General features: G+C 56.3%; 22 protein-coding genes. 13 read left to right on the top strand and 9 right to left on the bottom strand.

The window, feature by feature from the left end; all coding sequences use genetic code 11:
- Positions 1-90: 90 nt before the first annotated feature.
- Together hglS and B3B59_RS11295 are read left to right on the top strand one after the other, a co-directional pair.
- Positions 91-1,434, top strand: coding sequence for a 2-oxoadipate dioxygenase/decarboxylase HglS (gene hglS, locus B3B59_RS11300; protein WP_286809011.1), 1,344 nt, complete (start codon positions 91-93; stop codon positions 1,432-1,434).
- Positions 1,435-1,476: 42 nt separating this feature from the next.
- Positions 1,477-2,985, top strand: coding sequence for a carboxylesterase/lipase family protein (locus B3B59_RS11295; protein WP_286809010.1), 1,509 nt, complete (start codon positions 1,477-1,479; stop codon positions 2,983-2,985).
- Here the strand turns inward: B3B59_RS11295 and B3B59_RS11290 are convergent.
- The gene (locus B3B59_RS11290) at positions 2,972-3,814 is read right to left on the bottom strand and encodes a LysR family transcriptional regulator (protein ID WP_286809009.1); all 843 of its coding nucleotides are present in this window, start codon (positions 3,812-3,814) and stop codon (positions 2,972-2,974) included. The two genes, B3B59_RS11295 and B3B59_RS11290, sit on opposite strands and share 14 nt — an antisense overlap.
- Before the next feature lie 111 nt (positions 3,815-3,925).
- Here B3B59_RS11290 and B3B59_RS11285 point away from each other — a divergent pair, with 111 nt between their 5' ends.
- From B3B59_RS11285 to rimL, 4 genes are all read left to right on the top strand, one after another.
- Positions 3,926-5,095 (top strand): pyridoxal phosphate-dependent aminotransferase, encoded by a 1,170-nt coding sequence (locus tag B3B59_RS11285; RefSeq protein ID WP_286809008.1) that lies wholly within the window; start codon positions 3,926-3,928, stop codon positions 5,093-5,095.
- Positions 5,096-5,106: 11 nt separating this feature from the next.
- Positions 5,107-5,880: an ABC transporter substrate-binding protein gene (locus B3B59_RS11280; protein WP_046885350.1), complete on the top strand. Its 774-nt coding sequence runs from the start codon at positions 5,107-5,109 to the stop codon at positions 5,878-5,880.
- A gap of 247 nt (positions 5,881-6,127) precedes the next feature.
- Positions 6,128-7,783, top strand: coding sequence for a glucan biosynthesis protein D (locus B3B59_RS11275; protein WP_286809007.1), 1,656 nt, complete (start codon positions 6,128-6,130; stop codon positions 7,781-7,783).
- 123 nt (positions 7,784-7,906) lie between these two features.
- Complete coding sequence (rimL, locus tag B3B59_RS11270; protein WP_212476245.1) at positions 7,907-8,446, top strand: 50S ribosomal protein L7/L12-serine acetyltransferase; 540 nt, start codon at positions 7,907-7,909, stop codon at positions 8,444-8,446.
- Here the strand turns inward: rimL and ydcK are convergent.
- The gene (ydcK, locus tag B3B59_RS11265; protein ID WP_286809006.1) at positions 8,441-9,421 is read right to left on the bottom strand and encodes a YdcK family protein; all 981 of its coding nucleotides are present in this window, start codon (positions 9,419-9,421) and stop codon (positions 8,441-8,443) included. The genes rimL and ydcK overlap by 6 nt on opposite strands.
- Before the next feature lie 122 nt (positions 9,422-9,543).
- Between ydcK and tehA the strand changes: the two genes are divergently transcribed.
- Both tehA and tehB read left to right on the top strand, forming a co-directional pair.
- Entirely contained in the window at positions 9,544-10,548 is a 1,005-nt protein-coding gene (tehA, locus tag B3B59_RS11260) for a dicarboxylate transporter/tellurite-resistance protein TehA (RefSeq protein ID WP_286809005.1), read from the top strand.
- A complete protein-coding gene (gene tehB, locus B3B59_RS11255; protein ID WP_286809004.1) occupies positions 10,545-11,141 on the top strand; it encodes a tellurite resistance methyltransferase TehB in 597 nt (198 codons plus the stop codon). Before tehA ends, tehB begins: the two co-directional genes overlap by 4 nt.
- On the opposite strand, the gene pepT is transcribed toward tehB, so the two are convergent.
- A complete protein-coding gene (pepT, locus tag B3B59_RS11250) occupies positions 11,138-12,367 on the bottom strand; it encodes a peptidase T (protein ID WP_286809003.1) in 1,230 nt (409 codons plus the stop codon). The two genes, tehB and pepT, sit on opposite strands and share 4 nt — an antisense overlap.
- A 110-nt stretch (positions 12,368-12,477) precedes the next feature.
- Here pepT and B3B59_RS11245 point away from each other — a divergent pair, with 110 nt between their 5' ends.
- Both B3B59_RS11245 and B3B59_RS11240 read left to right on the top strand, forming a co-directional pair.
- Entirely contained in the window at positions 12,478-14,070 is a 1,593-nt protein-coding gene (locus B3B59_RS11245) for an ABC transporter substrate-binding protein (RefSeq protein ID WP_286809002.1), read from the top strand.
- A gap of 139 nt (positions 14,071-14,209) precedes the next feature.
- Positions 14,210-14,884, top strand: coding sequence for a DUF3313 domain-containing protein (locus tag B3B59_RS11240; RefSeq protein WP_286809001.1), 675 nt, complete (start codon positions 14,210-14,212; stop codon positions 14,882-14,884).
- Between the two features lie 39 nt (positions 14,885-14,923).
- On the opposite strand, the gene B3B59_RS11235 is transcribed toward B3B59_RS11240, so the two are convergent.
- Positions 14,924-15,820 carry a DMT family transporter gene (locus B3B59_RS11235; RefSeq protein ID WP_233802284.1) on the bottom strand — a complete coding sequence of 299 codons (897 nt, stop codon included), beginning with the start codon at positions 15,818-15,820 and terminating at the stop codon, positions 14,924-14,926.
- Between the two features lie 208 nt (positions 15,821-16,028).
- Between B3B59_RS11235 and B3B59_RS11230 the strand changes: the two genes are divergently transcribed.
- A complete protein-coding gene (locus tag B3B59_RS11230) occupies positions 16,029-16,901 on the top strand; it encodes a helix-turn-helix transcriptional regulator (protein ID WP_286809000.1) in 873 nt (290 codons plus the stop codon).
- Here B3B59_RS11230 and B3B59_RS11225 read toward each other — a convergent pair.
- Positions 16,881-18,047: a benzoate/H(+) symporter BenE family transporter gene (locus B3B59_RS11225; RefSeq protein WP_286808999.1), complete on the bottom strand. Its 1,167-nt coding sequence runs from the start codon at positions 18,045-18,047 to the stop codon at positions 16,881-16,883. The genes B3B59_RS11230 and B3B59_RS11225 overlap by 21 nt on opposite strands.
- 89 nt (positions 18,048-18,136) lie before the next feature.
- On the opposite strand from B3B59_RS11225, the gene B3B59_RS11220 reads away from it, so the two are divergent.
- Together B3B59_RS11220 and B3B59_RS11215 are read left to right on the top strand one after the other, a co-directional pair.
- Positions 18,137-18,664, top strand: coding sequence for a helix-turn-helix domain-containing protein (locus B3B59_RS11220; protein ID WP_212475930.1), 528 nt, complete (start codon positions 18,137-18,139; stop codon positions 18,662-18,664).
- 80 nt (positions 18,665-18,744) lie between these two features.
- A complete protein-coding gene (locus B3B59_RS11215; RefSeq protein WP_286808998.1) occupies positions 18,745-20,709 on the top strand; it encodes a peptidase U32 family protein in 1,965 nt (654 codons plus the stop codon).
- Here the strand turns inward: B3B59_RS11215 and B3B59_RS11210 are convergent, their stop codons facing one another.
- The 4 genes from B3B59_RS11210 to B3B59_RS11195 all read right to left on the bottom strand — a co-directional run bounded on the left by B3B59_RS11210 (position 20,710) and on the right by B3B59_RS11195 (position 23,611).
- The gene (locus tag B3B59_RS11210) at positions 20,710-20,940 is read right to left on the bottom strand and encodes a DUF2554 family protein (RefSeq protein ID WP_046885362.1); all 231 of its coding nucleotides are present in this window, start codon (positions 20,938-20,940) and stop codon (positions 20,710-20,712) included.
- A gap of 126 nt (positions 20,941-21,066) precedes the next feature.
- Positions 21,067-21,195, bottom strand: coding sequence for a DUF2474 domain-containing protein (locus B3B59_RS11205; RefSeq protein ID WP_046885363.1), 129 nt, complete (start codon positions 21,193-21,195; stop codon positions 21,067-21,069).
- Positions 21,195-22,205: a cytochrome d ubiquinol oxidase subunit II gene (cydB, locus tag B3B59_RS11200; RefSeq protein WP_286808997.1), complete on the bottom strand. Its 1,011-nt coding sequence runs from the start codon at positions 22,203-22,205 to the stop codon at positions 21,195-21,197. The genes B3B59_RS11205 and cydB overlap by 1 nt, the downstream gene beginning before the upstream one ends.
- Positions 22,205-23,611 (bottom strand): cytochrome ubiquinol oxidase subunit I, encoded by a 1,407-nt coding sequence (locus tag B3B59_RS11195; RefSeq protein ID WP_286808996.1) that lies wholly within the window; start codon positions 23,609-23,611, stop codon positions 22,205-22,207. Before B3B59_RS11195 ends, cydB begins: the two co-directional genes overlap by 1 nt.
- Positions 23,612-23,616 lie beyond the last annotated feature (5 nt).

Below are 23,616 nucleotides of genomic sequence, written 5' to 3'. Positions count from 1 at the left end.
AGCAATCGGGATCACACTTCAGAAATTCTCTCAAACGTCCGCAGCAGCCTTCTCTACACTCCAGGTAATATTCACTGGAGGCATGACATCATGGCGAACACCATCACGGCAGATGATATTCGGGAACACTTTTCGCAAGCTATGTCGGGGATGTACCAGCAGGAAGTTCCGCAGTACGGCACCTTGCTAGAGCTGGTGGCGGATGTGAATCTGGCCGTTCTGGAAAATAACCCACTTTTACATGAACAACTGGCGAATGCCGACGAACTGGCGCGACTGAACGTGGAGCGCCACGGGGCCATCCGCGTGGGCACGGCCCAGGAACTGGCGACCCTGCGCCGGATGTTTGCCATCATGGGGATGTTTCCGGTCAGCTATTACGATCTTTCGCAGGCCGGGGTGCCGGTACACTCAACCGCGTTCCGCCCGGTGGATGACGCCGCATTATGCCGCAACCCGTTTCGGGTCTTTACCTCATTGTTACGCCTGGAGCTGATTGAAAATGTGGCTCTGCGCGAGAAGGCGGCGGCAATTCTGGCCCAGCGCAACATCTTCACCCCGCGCTGCCTGGCATTGATCGATCTGTACGAGACGGCTGGGGGATTTACCGAAGCCCAGGCGCAGGAGTTTGTGCAAGAGGCACTGGAAACCTTCCGCTGGCACCGCCATGCCACCGTGGATCAAGAGACTTATATGGCGCTGCACAACGAACACCGTCTGATAGCCGATGTGGTCTGCTTCCCCGGCTGTCATATCAACCATCTGACTCCGCGAACCCTGGATATCGATAGGGCACAGGCGCTCATGCCGGAATACGGTATTGAGCCGAAGATCCTGATCGAAGGGCCGCCACGCCGCGAGATCCCGCTGTTGCTGCGTCAGACCAGCTTTAAAGCGCTGGAGGAGCCCGTCCATTTTGCCGGGGAACATTTGGGCACGCATACTGCCCGTTTTGGCGAAATTGAACAGCGGGGCGTGGCGTTAACGCCGAAAGGGCGTGAACTCTACGATCGCCTGCTGGCTGAAGCGGGTACCGGTAAAGATAACCTCACACACCAGCTGCATCTGCAGGAAGTGTTCCGCGCCTTCCCAGACAGTGAAATGATGTTGCGCCGTCAGGGTCTGGCATGGTTCCGCTATCGTCTGACGCCGAGCGGTGAAGCACATCGCCACGCTTTTGGTCCCGGTGACGATCCGCAGCCGCTGATTGAGCGCGGTTGGGTGGTGGCACAACCTATTACCTACGAGGATTTTCTGCCGGTGAGCGCCGCCGGGATTTTCCAGTCAAATCTGGGCAATGAAACCCAGGCGCGCAGCCATGGCAATGCCAGCCGTGAGGCGTTTGAAACCGCGCTGGGCTGCCCGGTACTGGATGAGTTTGCCCTCTATGAAGAGGCGGAATCACGCAGTAAACGGCGTTGCGGTTTGCTCTGAAACCGTTACTCTGCTGGGGTGTTTTGTTAAGAGAAGGCGTGAATGGAAAACCTCTCCACCCCAATAGTGACGACCCGTCATGGCGCGCTGCTTGGCGCGACGGACGATAATGTTCAGGTCTGGCTCGGCATTCCTTATGCCGCGCCGCCCGTTGGTGCGCTACGCTGGCGGTCACCGCAGCCTGTTGAGAGCTGGCAGGGCGTACGTCCGGCGCAGGAAATGGCCCCGTCCAGCTGGCAAAACAGTGAATATTGCCAGGAACTGGGGGGCGGCGATCCGGGGCGTTTCGCGGAAGATTGCCTCTATCTGAACGTCTGGGCACCGGTAAAACGTCCTACACCGCTCCCCGTCATGGTCTGGTTGCACGGCGGGGGCTTTACCATTGGTGCTGGTGGCTTACCGCCCTATAACGGTAAGGCTCTGGCCCGGCGGGATGTGATTCTGGTGACGCTCAACTACCGCCTCGGCCATCTCGGGTTTTTTGCCCATCCGGCGCTGGAGGGGGAAGAGGGGCAGGTGGTGCACAATTTCGCGCTGTTAGATCAAATAGCGGCGCTGGAATGGGTGCGTGACAACATCGCCGCATTTGGCGGCGATGCGCAAAACGTAACGTTGTTTGGCGAATCCGCAGGGGCGCGCAGCGTGTTGTCATTAATGGCCTCGCCGCTGGCGAAAGGGCTGTTCCATAAAGCCATTATCCAGAGCGGTTATACCTTGCCCGATACGCCTCGCACGCAGGCGCTGGAAAAAGGCGTCGCGCTGGCGCGCCACTTTGGTCTGGAAAACGCAACGGCAGAGCAGCTGAGGGCCCTCCCGGCCGAAGCCTTCTGGCCGCTCACGGCACCCTTGAATGTCGCGCCTGCGCCTATCGTGGGCGATTGCGTTCTGCCGGAGCCGATGCTGGAGTGCTTCTATGCTGCCCGCCAGCACCCGATGCCGGTGATGATTGGTTCCAACAGCGATGAGGCCAGCGTGATGGCGGTCTTTGGCGTCGATCTCGCCGGGCAGATCCAGAAGCTGCGGCAAGAGCGGCGGCTGGGGCTGGGCCTGATTAAACTGCTCTATCCGGGCGTGAAGGGGGATGAAGCCCTGGGGCGCGAGGTCTGTCGTGATATGGCCTTTACTACGCTGGGCTATGTGGTGATGCAGGCGCAGCAGCGGGTCGGCGAGCCCTGCTGGCGCTACTGGTTTGATTACGTGGCGGAAGCAGAGCATGACGCCTACGCCAACGGCGCCTGGCACGGTAATGAGGTGCCTTACGTGTTTGATACCCTAACGCTGGCCGAGCCGGCGCGGGAGTATGTTAATGAACGCGATCTCGCCTTTTCGGCCAGGGTCGCGGATTACTGGGTCAATTTCGCCCGCCACGCCGGCCGGGACTGTGCGACGCTGAATGGGGCCATCCGCTGGCCTGCCTGCATTAAAGGGCGGGACGTCTTGTTACGCATTGGTTTGAATAAAAATGCAGGATTTAAGCTTGAGACCCGCTTTATGCGCGCCCGACTGGCCCTATTTAAACGGGTGATGAAACACCATGTCAGCCTCGATTAAGCAGGCAGGCGCGAAACGCCGTCAGCGCCGTCGCTTTGTCAGGTGATTCTCGCAATACCAGACGATAACTCGCACCGGTTTTGACGCTGCTGGGGTAGGGCCGCAGTAGCCGCCCGGTGCGGAGATCTTCTGCCACCAGCGTCTCATCGGCAATCGCCACTCCCAGCCCCTGAATCGCGGCGGTGATCGCCAGGTCCATGGTGTCGAAGTGTTGATTTTTGTGCATGGCAGGGGGCGGCATACCCTGTTTTTCCAGCCACAATGACCAGTCGGTGTTATCCCGGGTCGGGTGTAAAAAGGTCAGGTTTTCGACGTCTATACCCCCTCGCAACGGGCTGACCACCGGCGTTAGCGCCTCTTCGAACAGCAGATCGCCCGCGCTCAGCTGGGCACCAAAGACAATCGCTGCGTCATAGGATTCTGTTTTGAAGTTCACGCTGTGATCGATGGTCGTGGTCAGGGCGATTTGCAGCTCAGGCTGCTGGTGCTCCACTTCAATCAGGCGGGGTATGAGCCAGCGCATGGCACAGGTCGGCGCCTTCAGACGCACCACCGTCTGTTGGGCGCGCGCCTGGTCGGCCACCGTCAGGAAGTGCTCGAAGGCGCTGCGCAGATCCGGCAGCAGAGCGCTGCCCTGGGAAGAGAGCCGCAGGCCGCGGGCGTGGCGCTCAAAGAGGGGAAAGCCAAACCAGTTTTCCAGGGCGGCAATCTTTCGACTCACCGCCCCCTGGGTCAGACATAACTCTTTCGCCGCATGGGTCAAATTGAGATGCCGGGCGGTGACCAGGAAGGTCTCAACGGCGTTAAGCGGAAAAGTACGACGCGCCATAGCGCCTCCAGGTATGTTTTTTTCTCATGGCTATTATGACAACAATTCGATTGTCGCCGCAATCCGCTTCAGATTGAATAGTTATGCACTCTCCACGAGAAAGGACTACCGATGACTTTACGCACGCCAATCCAGACCCGTTCCAAACTGCCGGATGTGGGCACCACCATTTTTACCGTTATCGGTCAGCTTTCGGCGCAGCATAACGCCATTAACCTCTCTCAGGGCGCCCCGAACTTCTCCTGCGATCCTAAACTGATCGCCGGCGTAACCCGCGCGATGGAGGCCGATCGCAATCAGTATGCGGCGATGACCGGCCTGGCGGCGCTGAAAACCCGCATCGCCGATAAAATCGAAGGTCTGTATGGCACCCGCTACGATGCCGAAAGGGAAGTGCTGGTCACCGCCAGCGCCAGCGAAGGGCTTTACTCTGCCATCAGCGGTCTGGTGCATCCCGGGGACGAGGTGATCTATTTCGAGCCCTCGTTTGACAGTTACGCGCCGATTGTCCGTTTGCAGGGGGCGACACCGGTCGCCATCAAGCTGACGGTGCCAGATTTTGCCGTCAACTGGGATGAAGTGCGGGCCGCCATTACGTCCCGCACCCGAATGATCATCATCAATACACCCCACAACCCGAGCGGGCAGGTCTTTTCGGCGGATGACCTGACGCAGCTGGCAACGCTGACGCGCAATACCGATATCATCATTCTTTCCGACGAGGTGTACGAGCATGTTGTCTTCGACGGCGTGCCACATCATGGCATGGCGACGCATCCGCAGCTGGCGGAGCGGAGCATCATTATTTCGTCATTTGGCAAGACCTATCACGTCACCGGCTGGCGCGTAGGCTACTGTGTGGCCCCGGCAGAATTGATGGATGAGATCTGCAAGGTCCATCAATTTTTAATGTTTTCTGCCGATACTCCTATGCAGTACGCGTTTGCCGAGCACATGGCCGATCCGCAGACATGGCTCTCGCTGGCGGCCTTCTATCAGCGTAAGCGCGACCTGCTGGTGAGCCTGCTGGCGGACTCGCCTTTCCGTCTGCTGCCGAGCGCCGGTTCGTTCTTCCTGCTGGCGGATTACAGCCACTTTAGCGATGAACGCGACAGCGAGATGGTGAAACGGCTGATTGTCGATTGTGGCGTCGCGACCATTCCCCTGTCGGCGTTTTACACGGATGGCACAGATAACAAACTGATTCGTCTCTCTTTCGCGAAAGATGAGGCCACATTACGGGCAGGTGCGCAGGCGCTATGCCAGGTTAAACCACGCTAAGGAGTACGGGTATGAAAGTAAATGCGTTCGTCGTCGGCCTGGGATTGCTCTGTTCTTTCTCCACCTTTGCCGCCACCGAGTTACGATACGGGGTCGAAGCGGAATATCCGCCGTTTGAAAGCCGCAATGCCTCAGGCGAACTGGAAGGGTTTGATATCGATCTGGGTAACGCCATCTGTGCCGCCGCTGCGCTGAAGTGCAGCTGGGTGGAGACGTCGTTTGACGCGCTCATCCCTGGGCTGGTGGCGAAAAAGTTTGATGCCATTAACTCGGCAATGAACATTACTGAAAAGCGTCGTGAAAGCATCGACTTCACGCAGCCCATCTACCGTATTCCCTCCCAGTTGGTGGGCAAATCGGGGATGGCGGTGGATGCCACCCCGGCCGGGCTGAAAGGAAAAACCATTGGCGTACTGCAGGGTTCTATTCAGGAAACCTACGCGAAAGAGCACTGGGAGAAGCACGGTGTCACCGTGGTGTCTTATAAAGATCAGAATATGGCATGGGGTGACCTGCTGAATGGCCGCATTGACGCTTCGCTGGTGATGTCGGCGGCCGGGCAGGCAGGTTTCCTTAGCAAGCCGCAGGGTAAAGGGTTTGGTTTTATTGGCAAACCCGTGTCTGACGACACGATCCTCGGCAGTGGTATCGGCTTTGGGTTGCGAAAAGGGGATGAAGCTTCCAGAAAGCAGCTCGATGCCGCTATCGATAAAGTCCGCGCTGATGGAACGATCGATAAACTGGCCCAGAAGTACTTCCCGGGTATCGATGTCAGCGTAAAATAATAGTGCGCCATACTGGCCCCTGCTGATGATGTCAGGCAGGGGTCCTTTTTATACGTAACTTTACCTCCGATTCAGCCTTTTCCCCTCGACAGAAAATATTTCTCGCTTTGTTCAGATAAACACCGACCAACAATTGGATTATTAACCGTTTTTGTTTAGGCTGTGCCCCTCTAAGGGTGCTCTTTTTTGCCGTCGTTTCGATCAACGCGAAACTCACATCCACGACCATAAGGACGTTTTTCCAGGCATGAATCGCAGACGTTTTTTACAAGGCTCACTGGCGGTCGCCGCGCTTAGCGGCACATCGGGTTTTGCGGCGCTGTTCTCCCGCGCAGCTAACGCAGCTGAATCGGATATTGCCGACGGTCTGAGCCGTCGCTTCGACTTCTCAGTGTTGCAGTCTATGGCCCACGACCTGGCGCAAAAACCCTGGGGAGGCGCACCGCGTGCGCTGCCTGAAACCCTGGCGACCCTCACGCCGCAGGCCTACAACAGCATTCAGTATGATGCAAAACACTCCCTGTGGAATAACATCGATAATCGTGAACTGGATGTACAGTTTTTCCACGTCGGGATGGGTTTCCGCCGTCGCGTGCGGATGTTCTCTCTGGACTCCGCCACCTCCCAGGCGCGCGAAATCCACTTCCGTCCGGAGCTGTTTAACTATCACGACGCAGGCGTGGACACCCGGCAACTGGAAGGGCAGAGCGATTTAGGCTTTGCGGGCTTCCGTGCCTTTAAAGCGCCTGAGCTGGCACGTCGGGATATCGTCTCCTTCCTGGGGGCGAGCTACTTCCGCGCGGTGGATGACACCTATCAGTACGGTTTGTCCGCCCGTGGCCTCGCCATCGATACCTTCACCGATTCGCCGGAAGAGTTCCCGGACTTTACCTCGTTCTGGTTTGAAACGGTCAAACCGGGCGATACCACCTTTACGGTCTATACGCTGCTCGACAGCCCGAGTGTAACCGGCGCTTATAAGTTCGTGATCCACTGCGAGAACGATCGGGTGGTTATGGAGGTGGATAACCATCTCTTCGCCCGTAAAGACATTAAACAGCTCGGTATTTCGCCGATGACCAGTATGTTTGCCTGCGGTAACAATGAGCGCCGCATGTGCGACACCATCCATCCGCAGATCCACGACTCTGACCGTCTGGCCATGTGGCGCGGCAACGGTGAGTGGGTATGCCGTCCGCTGAATAACCCGCAAAAGCTGCAGTTCAATGCCTTCCAGGATAAGAACCCAAAAGGTTTTGGTCTGCTGCAGCTGGATCGCGACTTCTCGCATTATCAGGACATTATGGGCTGGTATAACAAGCGTCCAAGTCTGTGGGTGGAGCCGCTGAACAAGTGGGGCAAAGGGGCCGTAGGCCTGATGGAGATCCCCACCACCGGTGAGACCCTGGATAACGTGGTCTGCTTCTGGCAGCCTGAAAAACCGGTGAAGGCGGGGGATGAACTGGAGTTCCAGTATCGTCTGCACTGGAGCGCCAAACCTCCGGTGCGTTCACCGCTGGCCAACGTGTTTGCCACCCGTACCGGCATGGGGGGCTTCCCGGAAGGCTGGGCACCCGGTGAGCACTACCCGAAAGTCTGGGCCCGCCGTTTCGCCATCGACTTTATCGGCAGCGACCTGAAAGCGGCCGCGCCAAAGGGGATCGAGCCGATCATTACCCTCTCTAACGGCGAAGCGAAGCAGGTTGAGATCCTCTACGTCGAGCCCTTCGATGGCTACCGCATTCTGTTCGACTGGTATCCCACCGACGACTCGACCGATCCGGTTGAAATGCGCATGTTCCTGCGCTGCCAGGGGGATGCAATCAGCGAAACCTGGCTGTATCAATACTTCCCACCGGCGCCGGACAAGCGTAACTACGTGGATGACCGCGTAATGCGCTAAAGGATGAAGCCCCTCTCTGACCGGGAGGGGCCAGAAACCCTCAATCCTGGGCGTAGCCGCCGTGGTCATGGTTCAGTAGACTGACGCCACGTAAATCCACAAAACGTAGGCCCTATGACCGCTATCCCCTCAGAAATTATCCCCATTTCTTCCTCGCTTGAACTGCGCGCGGTAGAGGAAAGTCACGCCGCTGAGCTGTACAACCTGGTGATTAAAAATCGCGACTGGCTGCAGCAGTTTCTGGAGTGGCCGCAATATGTGGGGAGTGCAGAAGATTCGCTAAAAAATATCCAGAGTAACCAGATGCTGCATCAGCGCGGTTACGCCAAAATGTTCCTGATCTTTCTCGATAACGTGCTGGTGGGGGTGCTGTCGTTTAACGCCATCGAGCCGCTGAACAAAACCGGGTATATCGGCTACTGGCTGGATGAGGCGCATCAGGGGCAGGGGATCCTCTCGCAGGCGTTGCAGGGCTTTATACGCTATTACGCTGAACGTAAAGAGATTCGCCGTTTCGTCATCAAATGTCGCGTGGCGAACGCGGCCAGCAATCGCGTGGCGCTGGCCAATGGCTTTGAGCTGGAAGGGTGCCTGAAACAGGCTGAGTTTCTCAACGGGCACTACGACGACCAGAATATCTACGCCCGGATTGTCGAACTATAAGGCCCCCAGCAGCGGTGTGCGGATAATACGCTGCGCGCCGTTAATCACCTTAGCGCCGCGTAGATGAATGGCCTCGCCATCCAGGGCCTCGATCACCGCATCGTCGGTAATATCAATATGATGCTCGATCAGCACTTCGCCACGGATGCGCGCGCGTCCCTGAATCACCACCTTATCATCAATAAGAATTGGCCCGCCGCTTAGCCACGCCTCGCCGCCAATCAGCACATGATGTTTGATGACGCAGTTGCCTTCCACGAGCGCATTTTCCGCCACCTGGGAGCTGTAACGCAGGGTGGGGATGGCATCGTCCTCGCGCCCGGCGCGCAGGCGCGCATTGCCGTAGACTTTGGCGCAGTCACATACCCAGACGTTATTCAGCTCATTGCCTTCCAGCAGCGCATTGTCGAAGACCTCAGCGCGATGCTCAATAAACGCCCAGTTCACAATAGCATTGCCGTAGATCTGCGCCTGATGTACCACGCGCGACTCACTGACCGTGGCGTTGCCGTAGATTTGCAGAATCAGATCCCGCTCCGGAGTTAACCCTTTGGCGGCTATGACGACGCTGTTATGCAGAATGCGCGCATTACCGTAGAGATGACATTCGCCGTGCACTACGGATGCCTGTACCGTGACGTTGTCACACAGGCGGGCGCCGTGGCTGACCTCTGCGCCATCAACCCAGACGTTGTCCCCAATGCGGGCGTGATGGCTGATCACACAAGGCTGGGTGATCCGCGCGTTGCCGGTGACTTGTGCCCCGGCAAATACCACGCTGTTCTGGTCGTAGAGCCAGCAATCTCCCTCTTGCGATAAGGCTGCCTCGTCCTCAACCCAGCCGCCACGGCTGCCGCAGGGGACGTCGGCAAAATCCCGGGTGGCGATCAGCTGGCGGAGCGCCACGGAATACTTGTGGTCGCCGTCATGCCAATGGTGCAGGCGCGTTTCATCGCTAAGGCGGTATTTATTCATCAGGGTTTCCGCAGTTGTTCTCTTTACTAAACGTAGCAAACTTTACGTTGATCGAAAGAGTGGCATCCACAAATGAAACCCCTTAAAATAGCATTTCAAATATACTTTATAATTTAAAATAAATGTATAAAACTAACAAATCTGAACAAGTTTTTAACTTACCCTCCGGCTATTACGGCATGGTGCTGGGGATCATCGGCATGGGTTTCGCCTGGCGTTATGCCGGAACAATCTGGCCTGTAACGCCCTGGCCGGGGGAGATCCTCGTGGGGCTGGCGATAACCCTCTGGCTGCTGCTGACGGTGGCGTTTATGACCCGTGCGGTGCGCTTCCCGCAAAGCGTACTGACGGAGATGCGCCATCCGGTGATGAGCAGTTTCGTCAGCCTCTTTCCCGCCACTACGCTACTGGTATCAATTGGTGTGGTGCCCTGGTATCGCCCGTTGGCGCTGGTGCTGTTTAGCGTCGGTGTAGTGGTGCAACTCAGCTACGCCGCCTGGCAGAGCGCCGGGTTGTGGCGGGGGCGCCATCCGGAGGAGGCCACCACACCGGGGCTGTATCTGCCCACGGTGGCCAACAACTTCATCAGCGCGATGGGCTGCGGAGCCCTGGGTTTTCACGATGCCGGGCTGCTGTTTTTGGGGGCGGGCGTCTTCTCGTGGCTGAGTCTTGAGCCGGTCATTTTGCAACGCCTGCGCAGCGCCGGAGAGCTGCCCCAGGCGCTACGCACTTCGCTTGGCATCCAGCTTGCCCCCGCGCTGGTAGCCTGTAGCGCCTGGTTTAGCGTGAACGGCGGCGAAGCGGATACCTTTGCCAAAATGTTGTTCGGCTACGGCCTGCTGCAACTGCTGTTTATGCTGCGCCTGATGCCCTGGTATTTGTCGCAACCCTTTAATGCCTCGTTCTGGAGCTTCTCGTTCGGCGTCTCGGCGCTCGCTACTACCGGCCTGCATCTGGGGCAGAGCAGTAGTACCGGACTATTCCACGTTATTGCTATTCCGCTATTTATTTTCACCAACGCGATAATCGCGCTGTTACTGGTTCGCACATTTATTTTGCTGATGCAGGGCAAGCTGTTAATTCGTACAGACAAAGCCTTACTGATGCAGACTGAGGAAAAAAAATGACTGTGATTGATGAGAACTACTTCACCGAAAAATATGGCCTGACCCGCACCCATTCCGAGGTGCTGTACAGCGCCGGGATTGTCAAACCGGGTAAAACACTCGACCTCGGCTGTGGTAACGGACGCAATAGCCTTTACCTGGCTGCGAACGGTTTCGATGTCACCGCCTGGGACAAAAATCCGGCCGGCATTAGCAACATCGAAAGCATTAAAGCCAAAGAGGGCATCACAACGCTGCAGACGGCCATCAAGGATCTCAACACCCTGCGCTTTGACGGCGAATACGATTTTATCCTCTCAACCGTGGTAATGATGTTCCTGGAAGCGAAGACCATTCCGGGTCTGATTGCCAACATGCAGGAGTGCACCAAACCGGGTGGGTACAACCTGATCGTGGCCGCGATGGACACCGACGATTTCCCCTGCACGGTGGGTTTCCCGTTTGCCTTTAAAAGCGGGGAGCTGAGTGCGTATTATGCGGGCTGGGATCTGCTGAAATATAACGAAGACGTCGGTGAGCTACACCGCACCGACGCCGAGGGGAATCGCATTAAATTGCGTTTTGCTACTATGCTGGCGCGCAAACCGGCTTAACGGGCCGCCATCAGGCAGATTTGCAGCGCCGTGTTGTAAGAGGCCTCGAACGACGACAGCGGCAAGAACTCGAACTTCGAGTGGAAGTTATGCGCACCGGTGAAGAAGTTCGGGGTCAGCAGCCCTTTGGCGGAGAGCGCAGCGCCGTCGGTACCGCCGCGCATTGGCGTCGGTTTCGGCGTAATGCCCAGGCTCTCCATCGCCGCAAACATCAGGTCAATGGCGCGACGGTCGTCACCCAACGCATTGCTGATATTGCTGTAGGTCTCTTCGATATGCCAGCTCACCTGTGCGGTGGGGTGTTGAGCCGCAATTTTCTCGGCTACGTCGGCAATTTGCGCCTTACGGGCAGCAAAGCTCTGCTGGTCGAAGTCGCGGATATTCGCCTTCAGAATGGCTTCGTTCTGTCCGGCCTGCATCCCCTGGAACCAGATGTAACCTTCCCGTCCTTCGGTGCACTCTGGCGTTTGCTGGCGATCGAAATGGTTGATGTAATCCATGGCCATCAGCAGCGGGTTCACCAGCACCCCCTTCGCCGACATCGGATGCGCGGTTACGCCGGTAAAGCGGATTTCCGCCGTGGCGGCGTTAAAGTTCTCGTAGACGATCTCGCCGATCTCGCAGCAGTCAATGGTCCAGGCGAAATCCACGTCGAAGCGTTTCAAATCCAGGGCTTTGGCCCCTAATAGTCCAATCTCTTCATCCGGCACGAAGGCGACCACGATATCGCCATGCGCATGTTCAGCGGTAAGGTTCTCCAGCAGGGTCATCACCACGGTGACGGCGGCTTTATTATCTGCCCCCAGCACGCTGGTGCCGTCGCTAAAAATAATCTCTTCATTCGGGTAAGCCCCTATTTCAGGATGCTCATCGACCCGCAGCCAAATATCTTTCTCTTTATTCAGACAGAGATCTTCACCTTTAAAGGTTAATATTTGTGGATGAATATCCGGTGATAATCCGACGTCTACAGTATCAATATGGGTAATAAAACCAATGCGCGGAGCGCCTGGCACATTCCCTTTTTTTACCGCGGTAACGGTAGCAAATTCATCGATCACAATCTCATCCAGACCCAGTGATTCCAACTCCTTCGCCAGTTCGCGCGCCATGTCATGTTGGCCTGGCGTAGAGGGGAGGGTTTTTATTTGGGCATCGCTCTGACTGGTGATGGCGAGATAGCGAAAAAAGCGATGGGTTAATTGTCTGGATAGCGTCGAAGCCATAGTGAATCCTTCTTTATTCGTATTATCAGGTGTTTGCATGGTCACTTTAATGTTATTTATGAAATGGCAAAAGAATGATTAGCCGTCGAATTAAAAGACAGGAAAACGTGATGAAAAGCAAGCTCACAACTTTAGCTCTGGCCCTGGCCGCGCTGACGGTCAGTTCCACCGTTACCGCCAAAACGCTGGTTTACTGTTCTGAAGGCTCTCCTGAGAACTTTAATCCGCAACTCTATACCTCGGGTACCAGCGTGGACGCCAGCGCGGTGCCGGTCTATAACCGTCTGGTCGATTTCAAACCCGGTACCACCGAGCTGGTGCCGAGCCTCGCTGAAAGCTGGGACGTGAGCGATGATGGCAAGGTCTACACCTTCCATTTACGCAAAGGGGTGAAATTCCAGAGCAACAAATTCTTTACCCCAACGCGCGACTTTAATGCGGATGACGTGATTTTTTCATTCATGCGGCAAAAAGATGCGAAACATCCCTATCACAACGTCTCTAACGGCAGCTATTCCAACTTTGAAAGTCTGGAATTTGGCACGCTGATTACCGCCATCGATCGCGTTGACGATAACACGGTACGCTTTACCCTGGCGCACCCGGAAGCGCCGTTTGTAGCCGATCTGGCCTGGTATTTCGCCTCAATCTTGTCGGCAGAGTATGCCGATGCGATGTTAAAAGCCGGTACCCCTGAGAAGGTCGATATGAATCCAATCGGTACCGGGCCGTTTAAACTGGCGCAGTACCAGAAAGACTCCCGCATTCTGTTCACTGCCTTCCCGGAATACTGGCAGGGTAAAGCGAAGCTCGATCGATTGATCTTTAGCATCACTCCGGATGCCTCGGTGCGGTTCGCAAAACTGGAAAAGGGCGAGTGTCAGGTGATGCCTTTCCCGAACCCCGCCGACCTGCCGCGAATGAAAGCCAACAAAGATCTTAACCTGATGAGTAAGGCGGGGCTGAATACCGGCTTCCTGGCCTTCAATACGCAAAAAGCGCCGCTGGATAATCTGAAGGTGCGTCAGGCGCTGGCCATGGCGATCAACAAACCGGCGATTATCGACGCGGTCTTCCACGGTACCGGCACCGCCGCGAAAAATCTGCTGCCGCCGGGCGTCTGGAGCGCAGATAGTGAACTGAAAGATTACGACTATGACCCTGAAAAAGCGAAGGCGCTTCTGAAAGAGGCTGGCTTTGCTAACGGTGTGACTATCGATTTGTGGGCCATGCCGGTACAGCGCCCCTATAACCCGAATGCGAAACGGATGGCCGAAATGATTCAGGCCGACTGGGCGAAAATTGGCGTGCAGACCAAAATCGTCACTTACGAATGGGGCGAATACCTGAAGCGGGTGAAGAGCGGAGAACATCAGGCGGCGCTGATGGGCTGGACCACTGCGACCGGCGATCCGGATAACTTCTTCGGGCCACTCTTTACCTGTACCTCTGCAAACGGGGGATCGAACTCGGCGAAATGGTGTTATCAGCCCTTTGATAAAATCATTGCTGAAGCAAAATCGATCACCGATCAGGGTAAACGCGCGGCGCTGTATAAAGAGGCGCAACAGATGATGCACGACCAGATGCCTGCGGTCATGATTGCCCACTCAACAATATTCGAACCCGTACGTAAAGAGGTTACAGGTTACGAAATTGATCCTTTCGGCAAACATTTATTCTGGCAAGTAGATATTAAGTAACCCAAACAAACTGCCTGTTGCCCTGGCGGGCAGTTTTTTTCCGAAATACATTCCGTCCCCTTTTTTTGTCACAACGCGTGATTAATAGTTTTGCTATAACTTGAATTGCATATCTACAATCCACAGGGACATACCCATTATGCGTACCAAAACTTTATTCAAAGTTGCAGCGCTCTCTGGCCTGCTCATGTTGACGGGTTGTGCATCAAAAGTGGCAGAACCTAATCAATATTCAGGCTTTTTAAAAGACTACTCCGGCCTTCAGCAAACCACCTCCGCATCGGGTAAACCCACCCTGCGCTGGGTCGATCCTGCTTACGACGAATCTAAATATGACAGCATTATCTGGACACCAATCACCTATTATCCAACGCCAAAACCTACCACACAGGTAGGTCAACGCACGCTGGATGATATTCTGGCGTATACCAATACCAAAATGAAAACGGCGATTGGTCAGCGGAAACCCATTGTGACCACCCCCGGGCCGCATAGTCTGATCTTCCGCGGCGCCATTACCGGTGTTAGCTCGCAGAAAGAGGGGCTGCAATTCTATGAAGTGGTCCCTGTGGCGCTGGTGATTGCCGGTACGCAAATGGCCAGCGGCCACCGCACCATGGATACGCATCTCTTCTTTGAAGGCGAGCTGATTGACGCGCAGACCAATAAACCGGTCATTAAAGTGGTGCGTATGGGCGAGGGTAAAGAGCTCAATAATGAGAAGTCGCCAATGACGCTGGCGACGTTGAAACAGGTGGTGGACGACATGGCGACAGACGCCACCATGTTTGATGTACATAAGACCGCGAAGTAAAGGTTTAAATCCGGCCTGCCAGTTAGCAGGCCGGAATTTTTACGCCAGCCGTGGGCGTCTGAACCAGGTTTCTGGTTTCGCAAACATCACCAGGTTTCCGGTTAAGATCAACAGTAAGCCCGCAATCGCATTCGCATGCCAGATATATCCCTCATAGACCGTTGAAAATGACAACGCCACCAGCGGGAACAGCAAGGTGCTGTAAGCCGCTTTGCCCGCGCCAATACGCCCAACCAGAGTGAAATAGGCACCAAAAGCAATCACCGAGCCAAACAGCGCCAGATAAAGCAGCGCGCCCATATAGCTCAGCGTCCACTCGGGTGCGAAGCTATCCCCGCGAATGAGTGCAATCGCGCCCATAACCAGTGTGCCATACAGCATCGCCCAGGCGTTGGTGGTCATGGTCTCGAGCCCGTTACGCTGATGACGTAAACTGATCATATTCCCCAGCGAGAAACCGTAGGTACCCAGCGCCGACAGGGCGATACCGAAGAGGAGACCTGCATTCCAGCCGCTGGCGATGAGATCGCTCCAGAAGAGGGTGATAATACCGAGCAGGCCCATCGCCGCCGCCAGGTAAAAGCGTGCAGGCGGGCGCTGACCAAAAAACAGATAACTATTCAGCGCGTTATAGAGTACCGCCATTGAGAAAATGACCGACTCCAGGCCGGTATTGATATAGGAGGCGGCGGTATAGAAACACCAGAAATTAAAACAAAAGACGCAGCAGCCCTGTAATAGACAGAACAGGTGGTCGCGCAGGTGAATTTTACGCAGGCGTCGCAGCGCCAGCAAAACGAGCATGATGGTGGCGGTCGCGACGGCAAAGCGCCAAAAAATAGAGACGGGCGCCGCAACGGGCCCTTGCTGTAAATAGATCGCAATCCAGGTTGTTCCCCAAATGATGACCACCAGACCGTATAATAGTGCGTTCATATTCTCTCTCCGAGCCTGACATCAACGGCTCTCTTCGTTGTCTGTAATGGCCTGAGTATGCGGCTTGCGGTCCTGGGCGGCTTGCACCGCCTTGCGCAAGACTTGCAAATTCTTGCGCTTTTTTATCGCCATAGCGAAGTGAGGGGTGGCACTGGTACTACGTTCTTTTTAAACTGATGAGCTCTGGTTAACGGGAGTGTTGGGCGATATGGCTGAGATGTACGGTGCCTTTGAAAATCTGCGCAGACATAAAGCGGTGCTGCATAACGCTGTTGCGCTCAATTCGGGGATCCAACTTGCGGCCTGGTCCAACAAACGCGATACCATCACCCAGTATTGCGATCACCACACTCTGAGTCTGTACGTGGCCGACGGCTACGAGAGTTACCACAAAACCTCGGCCGGGTGGAAAAACGGCGGCGGGCCGGACCGCTTTTGCCTGATGCCAAAAGAGAGTGAGTCGAGCTGGGATATTCGCGATGACTTATCTTTTGTGCATCTGTATTGCACCGATGCCCATCTGCGCGAGGTGGGTGAGAAGATCTGGGACAAAAGTCCGTATGGCTTTACCCTGGATGAAAACCTGTTTGGTGACGACGAAAAAATTACCGCGCTCTATCGCCACTTCATTCTGGGCTGCGACTGGGGGCAAAAGGCGAATCAGCTTACCCTGAGCAGCGCCTCCACGCTGTTGCTCACCCATCTGGTACAGCATTACAGCAATGTGCAGTGGCGGCTCCCCACCGTCACCGGGGGGTTATCACCTTTTACGCTGCGCAATGTACTCAGTTATATTGAAGAGAACCTGGCTGCCGCATTAACCCTGGCGGATCTGGCTACCCAGGCGAGCCTGAGTGAGTACCACTTCGCGCGCATGTTCCGCCAGTCGATGCAGATGGCACCGCATCAGTACGTGATGCAGCGCCGGATGGATAAGGCCAGAAGGCTGGTCACTTCTACCCAGCTTCCCCTGACGGAGATTGCGCTGGCCTGCGGTTTTAGCTCTGCCAGCCACTTCAGTAATCGCTTTCGCAGCGTAATGGGAATGACGCCCTCGCAGCTACGCGCGGCGAGGGCGTAACAGCACCAGATAACAGACCCCGCCTGCCACCAGCCCCCAGAATGCCGAACCAATACCGCCCAGCGTGACGCCGCTTGCCGTTAGCAGAAAGGTTACGATAGCCGCATCACGTTCCCGCTCGTTGTGCAGCGCCTGATAGAGGCTCCCGCTAATGGTGCCCAGCAGCGCCAGCCCGGCCAGCGTCTGGATCCAGCTTAGCGGCAGTGCCGCCATGACGCCGGTGATCGACCCGCCGAACACCCCCGCCAGCAGATAAAAAACGCCTGCGGCAGCGGCGGCCAGCCAGCGTTTGTCAGGATCGGGATGGGCATCCGGACTTTGACAGATCGCGGCGGTGATCGCGGCAATGCAAATCGAGTAGACGCCCAAGGGTGCGAGCAGCAACGCCAGGCCGCCGGTGGCGATGATGAGCGGCGAGACGGCAACCGGGTATCCAGATGCTTTCAGGGTGGCGAACCCCGGCGCGTTCTGCGAGGCCATGGTCACAAGGAAAAAAGGAATTCCGATGCTGATCAAGGTTGTCAGCGTGAAAGAGGGGGCAATGAACTGGGGCATCACCAGCGTCAGGGTTAACTTTTCTGTGACAACGTCACCATTAAGTCCTGCTACCGCTGCGCCCACCAGCAGCGTAGCGACAATGGCATAGCGTGGAGCCACCGCCTTTGCCGCCAACCACGCCAGCAACATGCTGCCACAGAGCACCAGATGCCCGTCCATATTGCTGAAGGCCTGCAGGCCAAAGCGCAGCAGGACCCCGGCCAGCATGGCGGCGGCCAGCGAGTGGGGGATGATTTTCATCAGACGGGCAAATAATCCGGTGACCCCGCAGAGTAAGATGAGCGCATTGGCAAAGATAAAAATGCCGATGGTTTCCGCTAAGGTCACCCCCTGCAGGCTGGTCGCCAGCAGCGCGGCGCCCGGGGTCGACCAGGCGGTGAGCACCGGGGCTTTATACCGCCACGAGAGGAGCAGGGTGCTGATCCCCATCCCCATTCCCAGTGCGGTCATCCAGCCTGCGATTTGCGTTGGCGTCGCCCCCGCAGCAGCAGCAGCCTGCCAGATGATGGCGGCAGAGCTGGCATAGCCGACCAGCACGGCAACGAAGCCGGATAACACCGTGGGAAAAGTGAGAGAAATGGCCCGCATGGCGGCTCCTTGTGCGTTATAACATACGGGGAATGTATCACTGTGCGCTATAGCATACAAGTGGTACACTCGGGCCAACGGGAGGGGTTATGGACATCACGCAACATCTTGCTACAACACTGAAAACATTACGCCAGGCGCGAGGCTGGAGTCTCTCCAGACTGGCGGAAGAGACCGGCGTATCGAAGGCGATGCTCGGTCAGGTGGAGCGCAACGAATCCAGTCCGACGGTCTCGACCCTGTGGAAAATCGCCACCGGCCTGAATGTCCCGTTTTCGACTTTTATTAGCCCGGAGGCCGAAGCGCAGCCGGTATTCGACCCACAGCAGCAGGCGATGGTGATTAAACCGTTGTTTCCCTGGGATGATGAACTGAAATATGACCACTTTTCCATCACCCTGGCCCCGGGTGCCTGCAGTGAATCCACGCCGCATGAGGCGGGCGTAGTGGAGCATGTTGTGGTGATCAGCGGCGAACTGGAGATGAAAATCGACGGCGAATGGCGGCGTATTCTCCCGGATACCGGCGTCCGTTTTGCGGGCGATAAACCGCACGCCTACCGCAACAGCAGCGAGCAGCAGGTGCACTTTCACTCGCTTATCCATTATCCCCGCTAAACCTACGCAAAACGATTCCGTTGCCGCAGACTTCTGACTACAATAGCCGCCATTTTGACCATAACGGATAACGACGAAGTATGCGCCTGCAATCCCATCATCTTGAACTTTTGAGCCCGGCTCGTGACGCCGCCATTGCCCGTGAAGCGATTCTTCACGGTGCCGATGCGGTCTATATCGGCGGCCCGGGTTTTGGCGCTCGCCATAATGCCAGCAACAGCCTGCGCGATATCGCTGAGCTGGTACCATTCGCCCATCGCTACGGGGCGAAGGTGTTTGTGACCCTGAACACCATACTTCATGATGATGAGCTGGAGCTGGCGCAACGCATGATCGCCGACCTGTACCAGACCGGCGTGGATGCGCTGATTGTGCAGGATATGGGCGTAATGGAACTGGATATCCCGCCGATTGAACTGCATGCCAGTACCCAGTGCGACATCCGTAGCGTCGAAAAAGCGAAATTTCTCTCTGATGCCGGCTTTAGCCAGATTGTTCTGGCGCGCGAACTGAACCTGAATCAGATCCGTGAGATCCACCAGGCCACCGACGCCACCATTGAATTCTTTATTCACGGCGCCCTGTGCGTGGCCTATTCGGGTCAGTGCAACATCTCCCACGCGCAGACCGGGCGCAGCGCCAACCGGGGTGACTGCTCGCAAGCCTGCCGCCTGCCGTATACCCTGAAAGATGATCAGGGGCGCGTCGTTGCCTTTGAAAAGCATCTGCTGTCGATGAAAGACAACGACCAGACGGCAAACCTGGCGGCGCTGATCGACGCGGGGGTGCGCTCCTTCAAAATTGAAGGGCGCTACAAGGACATGAGCTACGTAAAGAATATCACCGCGCACTATCGTCAGATGCTCGACGCCATTATTGAGGATCGCGGCGATCTGGCGCGCGCCTCGTCCGGTCGTACCGAGCACTTCTTTATTCCCTCTACCGATAAAACTTTCCACCGCGGTAGCACAGACTACTTCGTGAATGCGCGCAAAGGTGATATCGGCGCGTTTGACTCGCCGAAATTTATCGGCCTGCCGGTGGGTGAAGTGCTGAAGGTATCGAAACAACACCTGGATGTGGAAGTGACCGAGCCGCTGGCGAACGGCGATGGCCTGAATGTGATGATCAAACGTGAAGTCGTGGGCTTTCGCGCCAATACGGTGGAAAAAACGGGAGAAAACCGCTATCGCGTCTGGCCGAATGAGATGCCCGCCGATCTGCACAAAATCCGTCCGAATACCCCGTTAAACCGTAACCTGGACCATAACTGGCAGCAGGCGCTGCTGAAAGCCTCCAGCGAGCGCCGCGTGGCGGTGGATATTGAACTGGGCGGCTGGGAAGAACAGCTGATTCTGACTATGACCAGCGAAGAGGGGGTGACTGTTACCCATACGCTGGACGGGCAGTTCGATGTGGCAACCCATCGCGAGAAGGCGCTGAGCAACCTTAAGGATGGCGTGGCGAAACTGGGCCAGACTATCTACTACGCGCGCAATATCGAGATTAACCTGGCGGATGCCCTTTTTGTGCCTAACAGCTTGCTGAACCAGTTCCGCCGTGAGACGGCAGATAAGCTCGACGCGGCGCGTCTGGCAAACTACCCCCGCGGCAGCCGTAAGCCCGTCTCGGTGCCGCCGCCGGTCTATCCGGATACCCATCTCAGCTTCCTGGCTAACGTCTATAACCACAAGGCGCGGGCATTTTATCAACGCTATGGCGTTGAGCTAATTGACGCCGCCTATGAGGCGCATGAAGAGAAGGGCGACGTGCCGGTGATGATCACCAAGCACTGCCTGCGTTTTGCCTTTAACCTCTGCCCGAAACAGGCGAAGGGCAATATCAAGAGCTGGAAAGCGACCCCGATGCAGCTGGTGAATGGTGACGAGGTTCTGACCCTGAAGTTCGACTGCCGCCCCTGCGAGATGCACGTGATTGGCAAAATGAAGAATCACATCTTCAAAATGCCGCAGCCGGGCAGCATTGTGGCCTCAGTCAGCCCGGACGAGTTAATGAAAACCCTGCCGAAACGTAAGGGCGTGTAATTAGCGAAAATGGGTGTCGGGTTTGCGTGACTTCTGCCAGTGTTGATGTTCGCGCAGCCCCTCGGCAGACTCTTGTGCCACGGCCCGTAGCTCATCGCTGTCGGCTTCATGACGCAGCTGATGTTCGACACTCTTTACCCAATAATACTCATGCCCTTTATGGCCTGCCATTAACTGGCCGGAGAAGAGGGCGCAGGTCAGCATCACAATCGATAACGTTTTTGTATACATCAGGCCACCATCGGTTTACGTTTCCAGGCTATGATGCCGATAGTTCCTTCAGGTTATTATTCAACTCTTCAAATACAGGCAAGGATTTGTCAGGATTCGTGCAAAGCCCTCCGCAGAGGGCTTTTTTCAGTGCGATTTGAATCCGGCGGCAGTCATCAGCAGGCGGAAAAACATGCCCACCAGCGCCAGTGCAAGTACGCTGCCACCCCAGATCACGGCCAGCCAGAACAGGCGTTTCCAGACAGATTGCTGCATCAGTGATATCCCTCCCCGGGTTGTACCTTCCCACGAAATACGTAGTAGCTCCAGAAAGTGTAGACAAGGATTATCGGGATAATGAGGAGCGCCCCCACCAGCATAAAGCCCTGGCTTTGCGCCGGCGCGGCGGCCTGCCAGAGGGTGATAGAAGGCGGAATGAGATGTGGCCAGATGCTGATCCCAAGCCCACTGAAGCCGAGAAAGACCAGCCCTAAGGTCAGGACGAACGGCAGCGTATGGCTGCGCGGATTATGCAGGCAGCGCCATTGCCAGAGACTCAGCGCCGCCACCAACACCGGCACGGGCAGCAGGAAGAAAAGATTGGGTAGCGTAAACCAGCGGTCAGCAATGGCCGCGTGTGCCAGCGGGGTCCAGAGACTGATGATAGCGATCACCCCCAGCAGCGCCACCAGCAGGCGTCTGGAGAGCTGCCGCATTCGTTGCTGCAGCGGGTTTTCACTTTTCATCACCAGCCAGCTGGCACCTAACAACGCATACGCCACTATTAGCCCCAGACCGCAGAAAAGATTAAAAGGGGTGAACCAGTCAAAGGGGCCGCCGCTGTAGGCGCGATGGGTAACCGGAAAGCCATTGATTACCGCGCCGACCACAATCCCCTGGGTGAAAGTGGCAAGCAGCGAACCGCCGATAAAGGCTTTATCCCAGAATGGCCGGTGGGCAGGGGTCGCTTTAAACCGAAACTCAAAGGCCACACCGCGAAAAATCAGCCCGATCAGCATCAGCGTCAAAGGAATGGTGAGCGCATCGATGATGACCGCGTAGGCCAGCGGGAAAGCGCCAAACAGCGCAGCACCGCCGAGGACCAGCCAGGTTTCATTGCCATCCCAGACCGGGGCGACGGTGTTGACCATCACGTCGCGATCGTCCGGATCGCGTACAGCGGGAAAAAGAATGCCAATCCCTAGGTCAAAGCCATCCATCACGATATACATCAGGGTGGCAAAGACGATAATGACAAACCAGATCAGGGAGAGATCGATACCCATTATGGTGTCTCCTTTGTATCAAATGCTGTACTGGCGGCTGAAAGCGGACGCGCGGGGCGGCCATCGGTTTCGCTCGGGAAGGTTTCGTCATCCTGCGGCCCTTTTTTGATCAGGCGTACCATGTAGCTGTAACCCACGCCAAACACCGAGGTGTAGACGAGGATAAAGGCCAGCAGGCTGACGCTCATATGCAGGTCGCCATGTGCAGAGACCGCATCTTCGGTGCGCTGCAGGCCATACACCACCCAGGGTTGACGGCCAACCTCAGTCGTCACCCAACCGGCCAGGATGGCGATCAGGCCTGACGGCCCCATCAGCAAGGCAAACCACAGGAATGGCCGGGATTGATATAGCCGTTTTCGGTAGCGCAGCCACAGGGCGATGGCACCGAGGGTGAGCATTAACATGCCCAGCCCGGCCATAATGCGAAATGACCAGAATACCAGGGTGGAATTAGGACGATCCGCTTTCGGGAACTCTTTCAGAGCCGGAACTTGCTTATCCAGACTGTGGGTCAGGATCAGGCTGCCCATGGCTGGGATCGCCAGACCATAGCGGGTGCGTTCCTGCTCCATATCGGGCAGACCAAACAGCAGCAGCGGCGTCGGCTCGCCAGGCAGGTTTTCCCAGTGTCCTTCGATAGCGGCTATTTTCGCAGGTTGATATTTCAGGGTGTTGAGGCCGTGCATATCGCCAATCATGGCCTGCAGCGGAGCGACAATGAGCGTCATCCACAGTGCCATGGAGAACATTTTGCGGATCGCCGGCGTGTTATTGCCGCGTAGCAGATGCCAGGCCGCCGAAGCACCCACGAATAGCGCGCTGCTCAGGAAGGCGGCAGTCGACATGTGTAGCAGGCGATAGGGGAAAGAGGGGTTAAATACGACGGCGAACCAGTCTACCGGAACGACCACGCCGTTGATGATTTCATGGCCTTGCGGCGTCTGCATCCAGCTGTTGGAGGCGAGGATCCAGAAGGTGGAGATCAGCGTGCCCAGCGCCACCATACAGGTTGAGAAAAAGTGCAGTCCAGGCCCGACTTTCTTCCAGCCAAAGAGCATCACCCCGAGGAAACCGGCTTCGAGGAAGAAGGCGGTCAGCACTTCATAAGTGAGGAGGGGGCCGGTAATACTGCCAGCGAACTGCGAAAAGCCGCTCCAGTTAGTGCCAAACTGATAAGCCATGACCAGGCCGGAGACCACGCCCATGCCAAAATTAACGGCAAAGATCTTCGACCAGAAATGATAAAGCGAGCGCCAGACCGGATTTTTGGTTTTTAGCCATAATCCCTCCAGAACCGCCAGATAGCTGGCGAGCCCGATGGTGATCGCCGGGAAAATAATGTGGAAGGAGACCGTAAAAGCAAACTGGATCCTTGCCAGGTGAAACGCATCTAAACCAAACATGCACA

This window comes from Leclercia sp. UBA2479, assembly GCF_002341985.1.
In the GTDB taxonomy this organism is placed as follows: domain Bacteria; phylum Pseudomonadota; class Gammaproteobacteria; order Enterobacterales; family Enterobacteriaceae; genus Enterobacter; species Enterobacter pneumoniae.
Note: the sequence above shows the minus strand (reverse complement) of the source record. Positions and strands in the feature narration are given on the sequence as shown.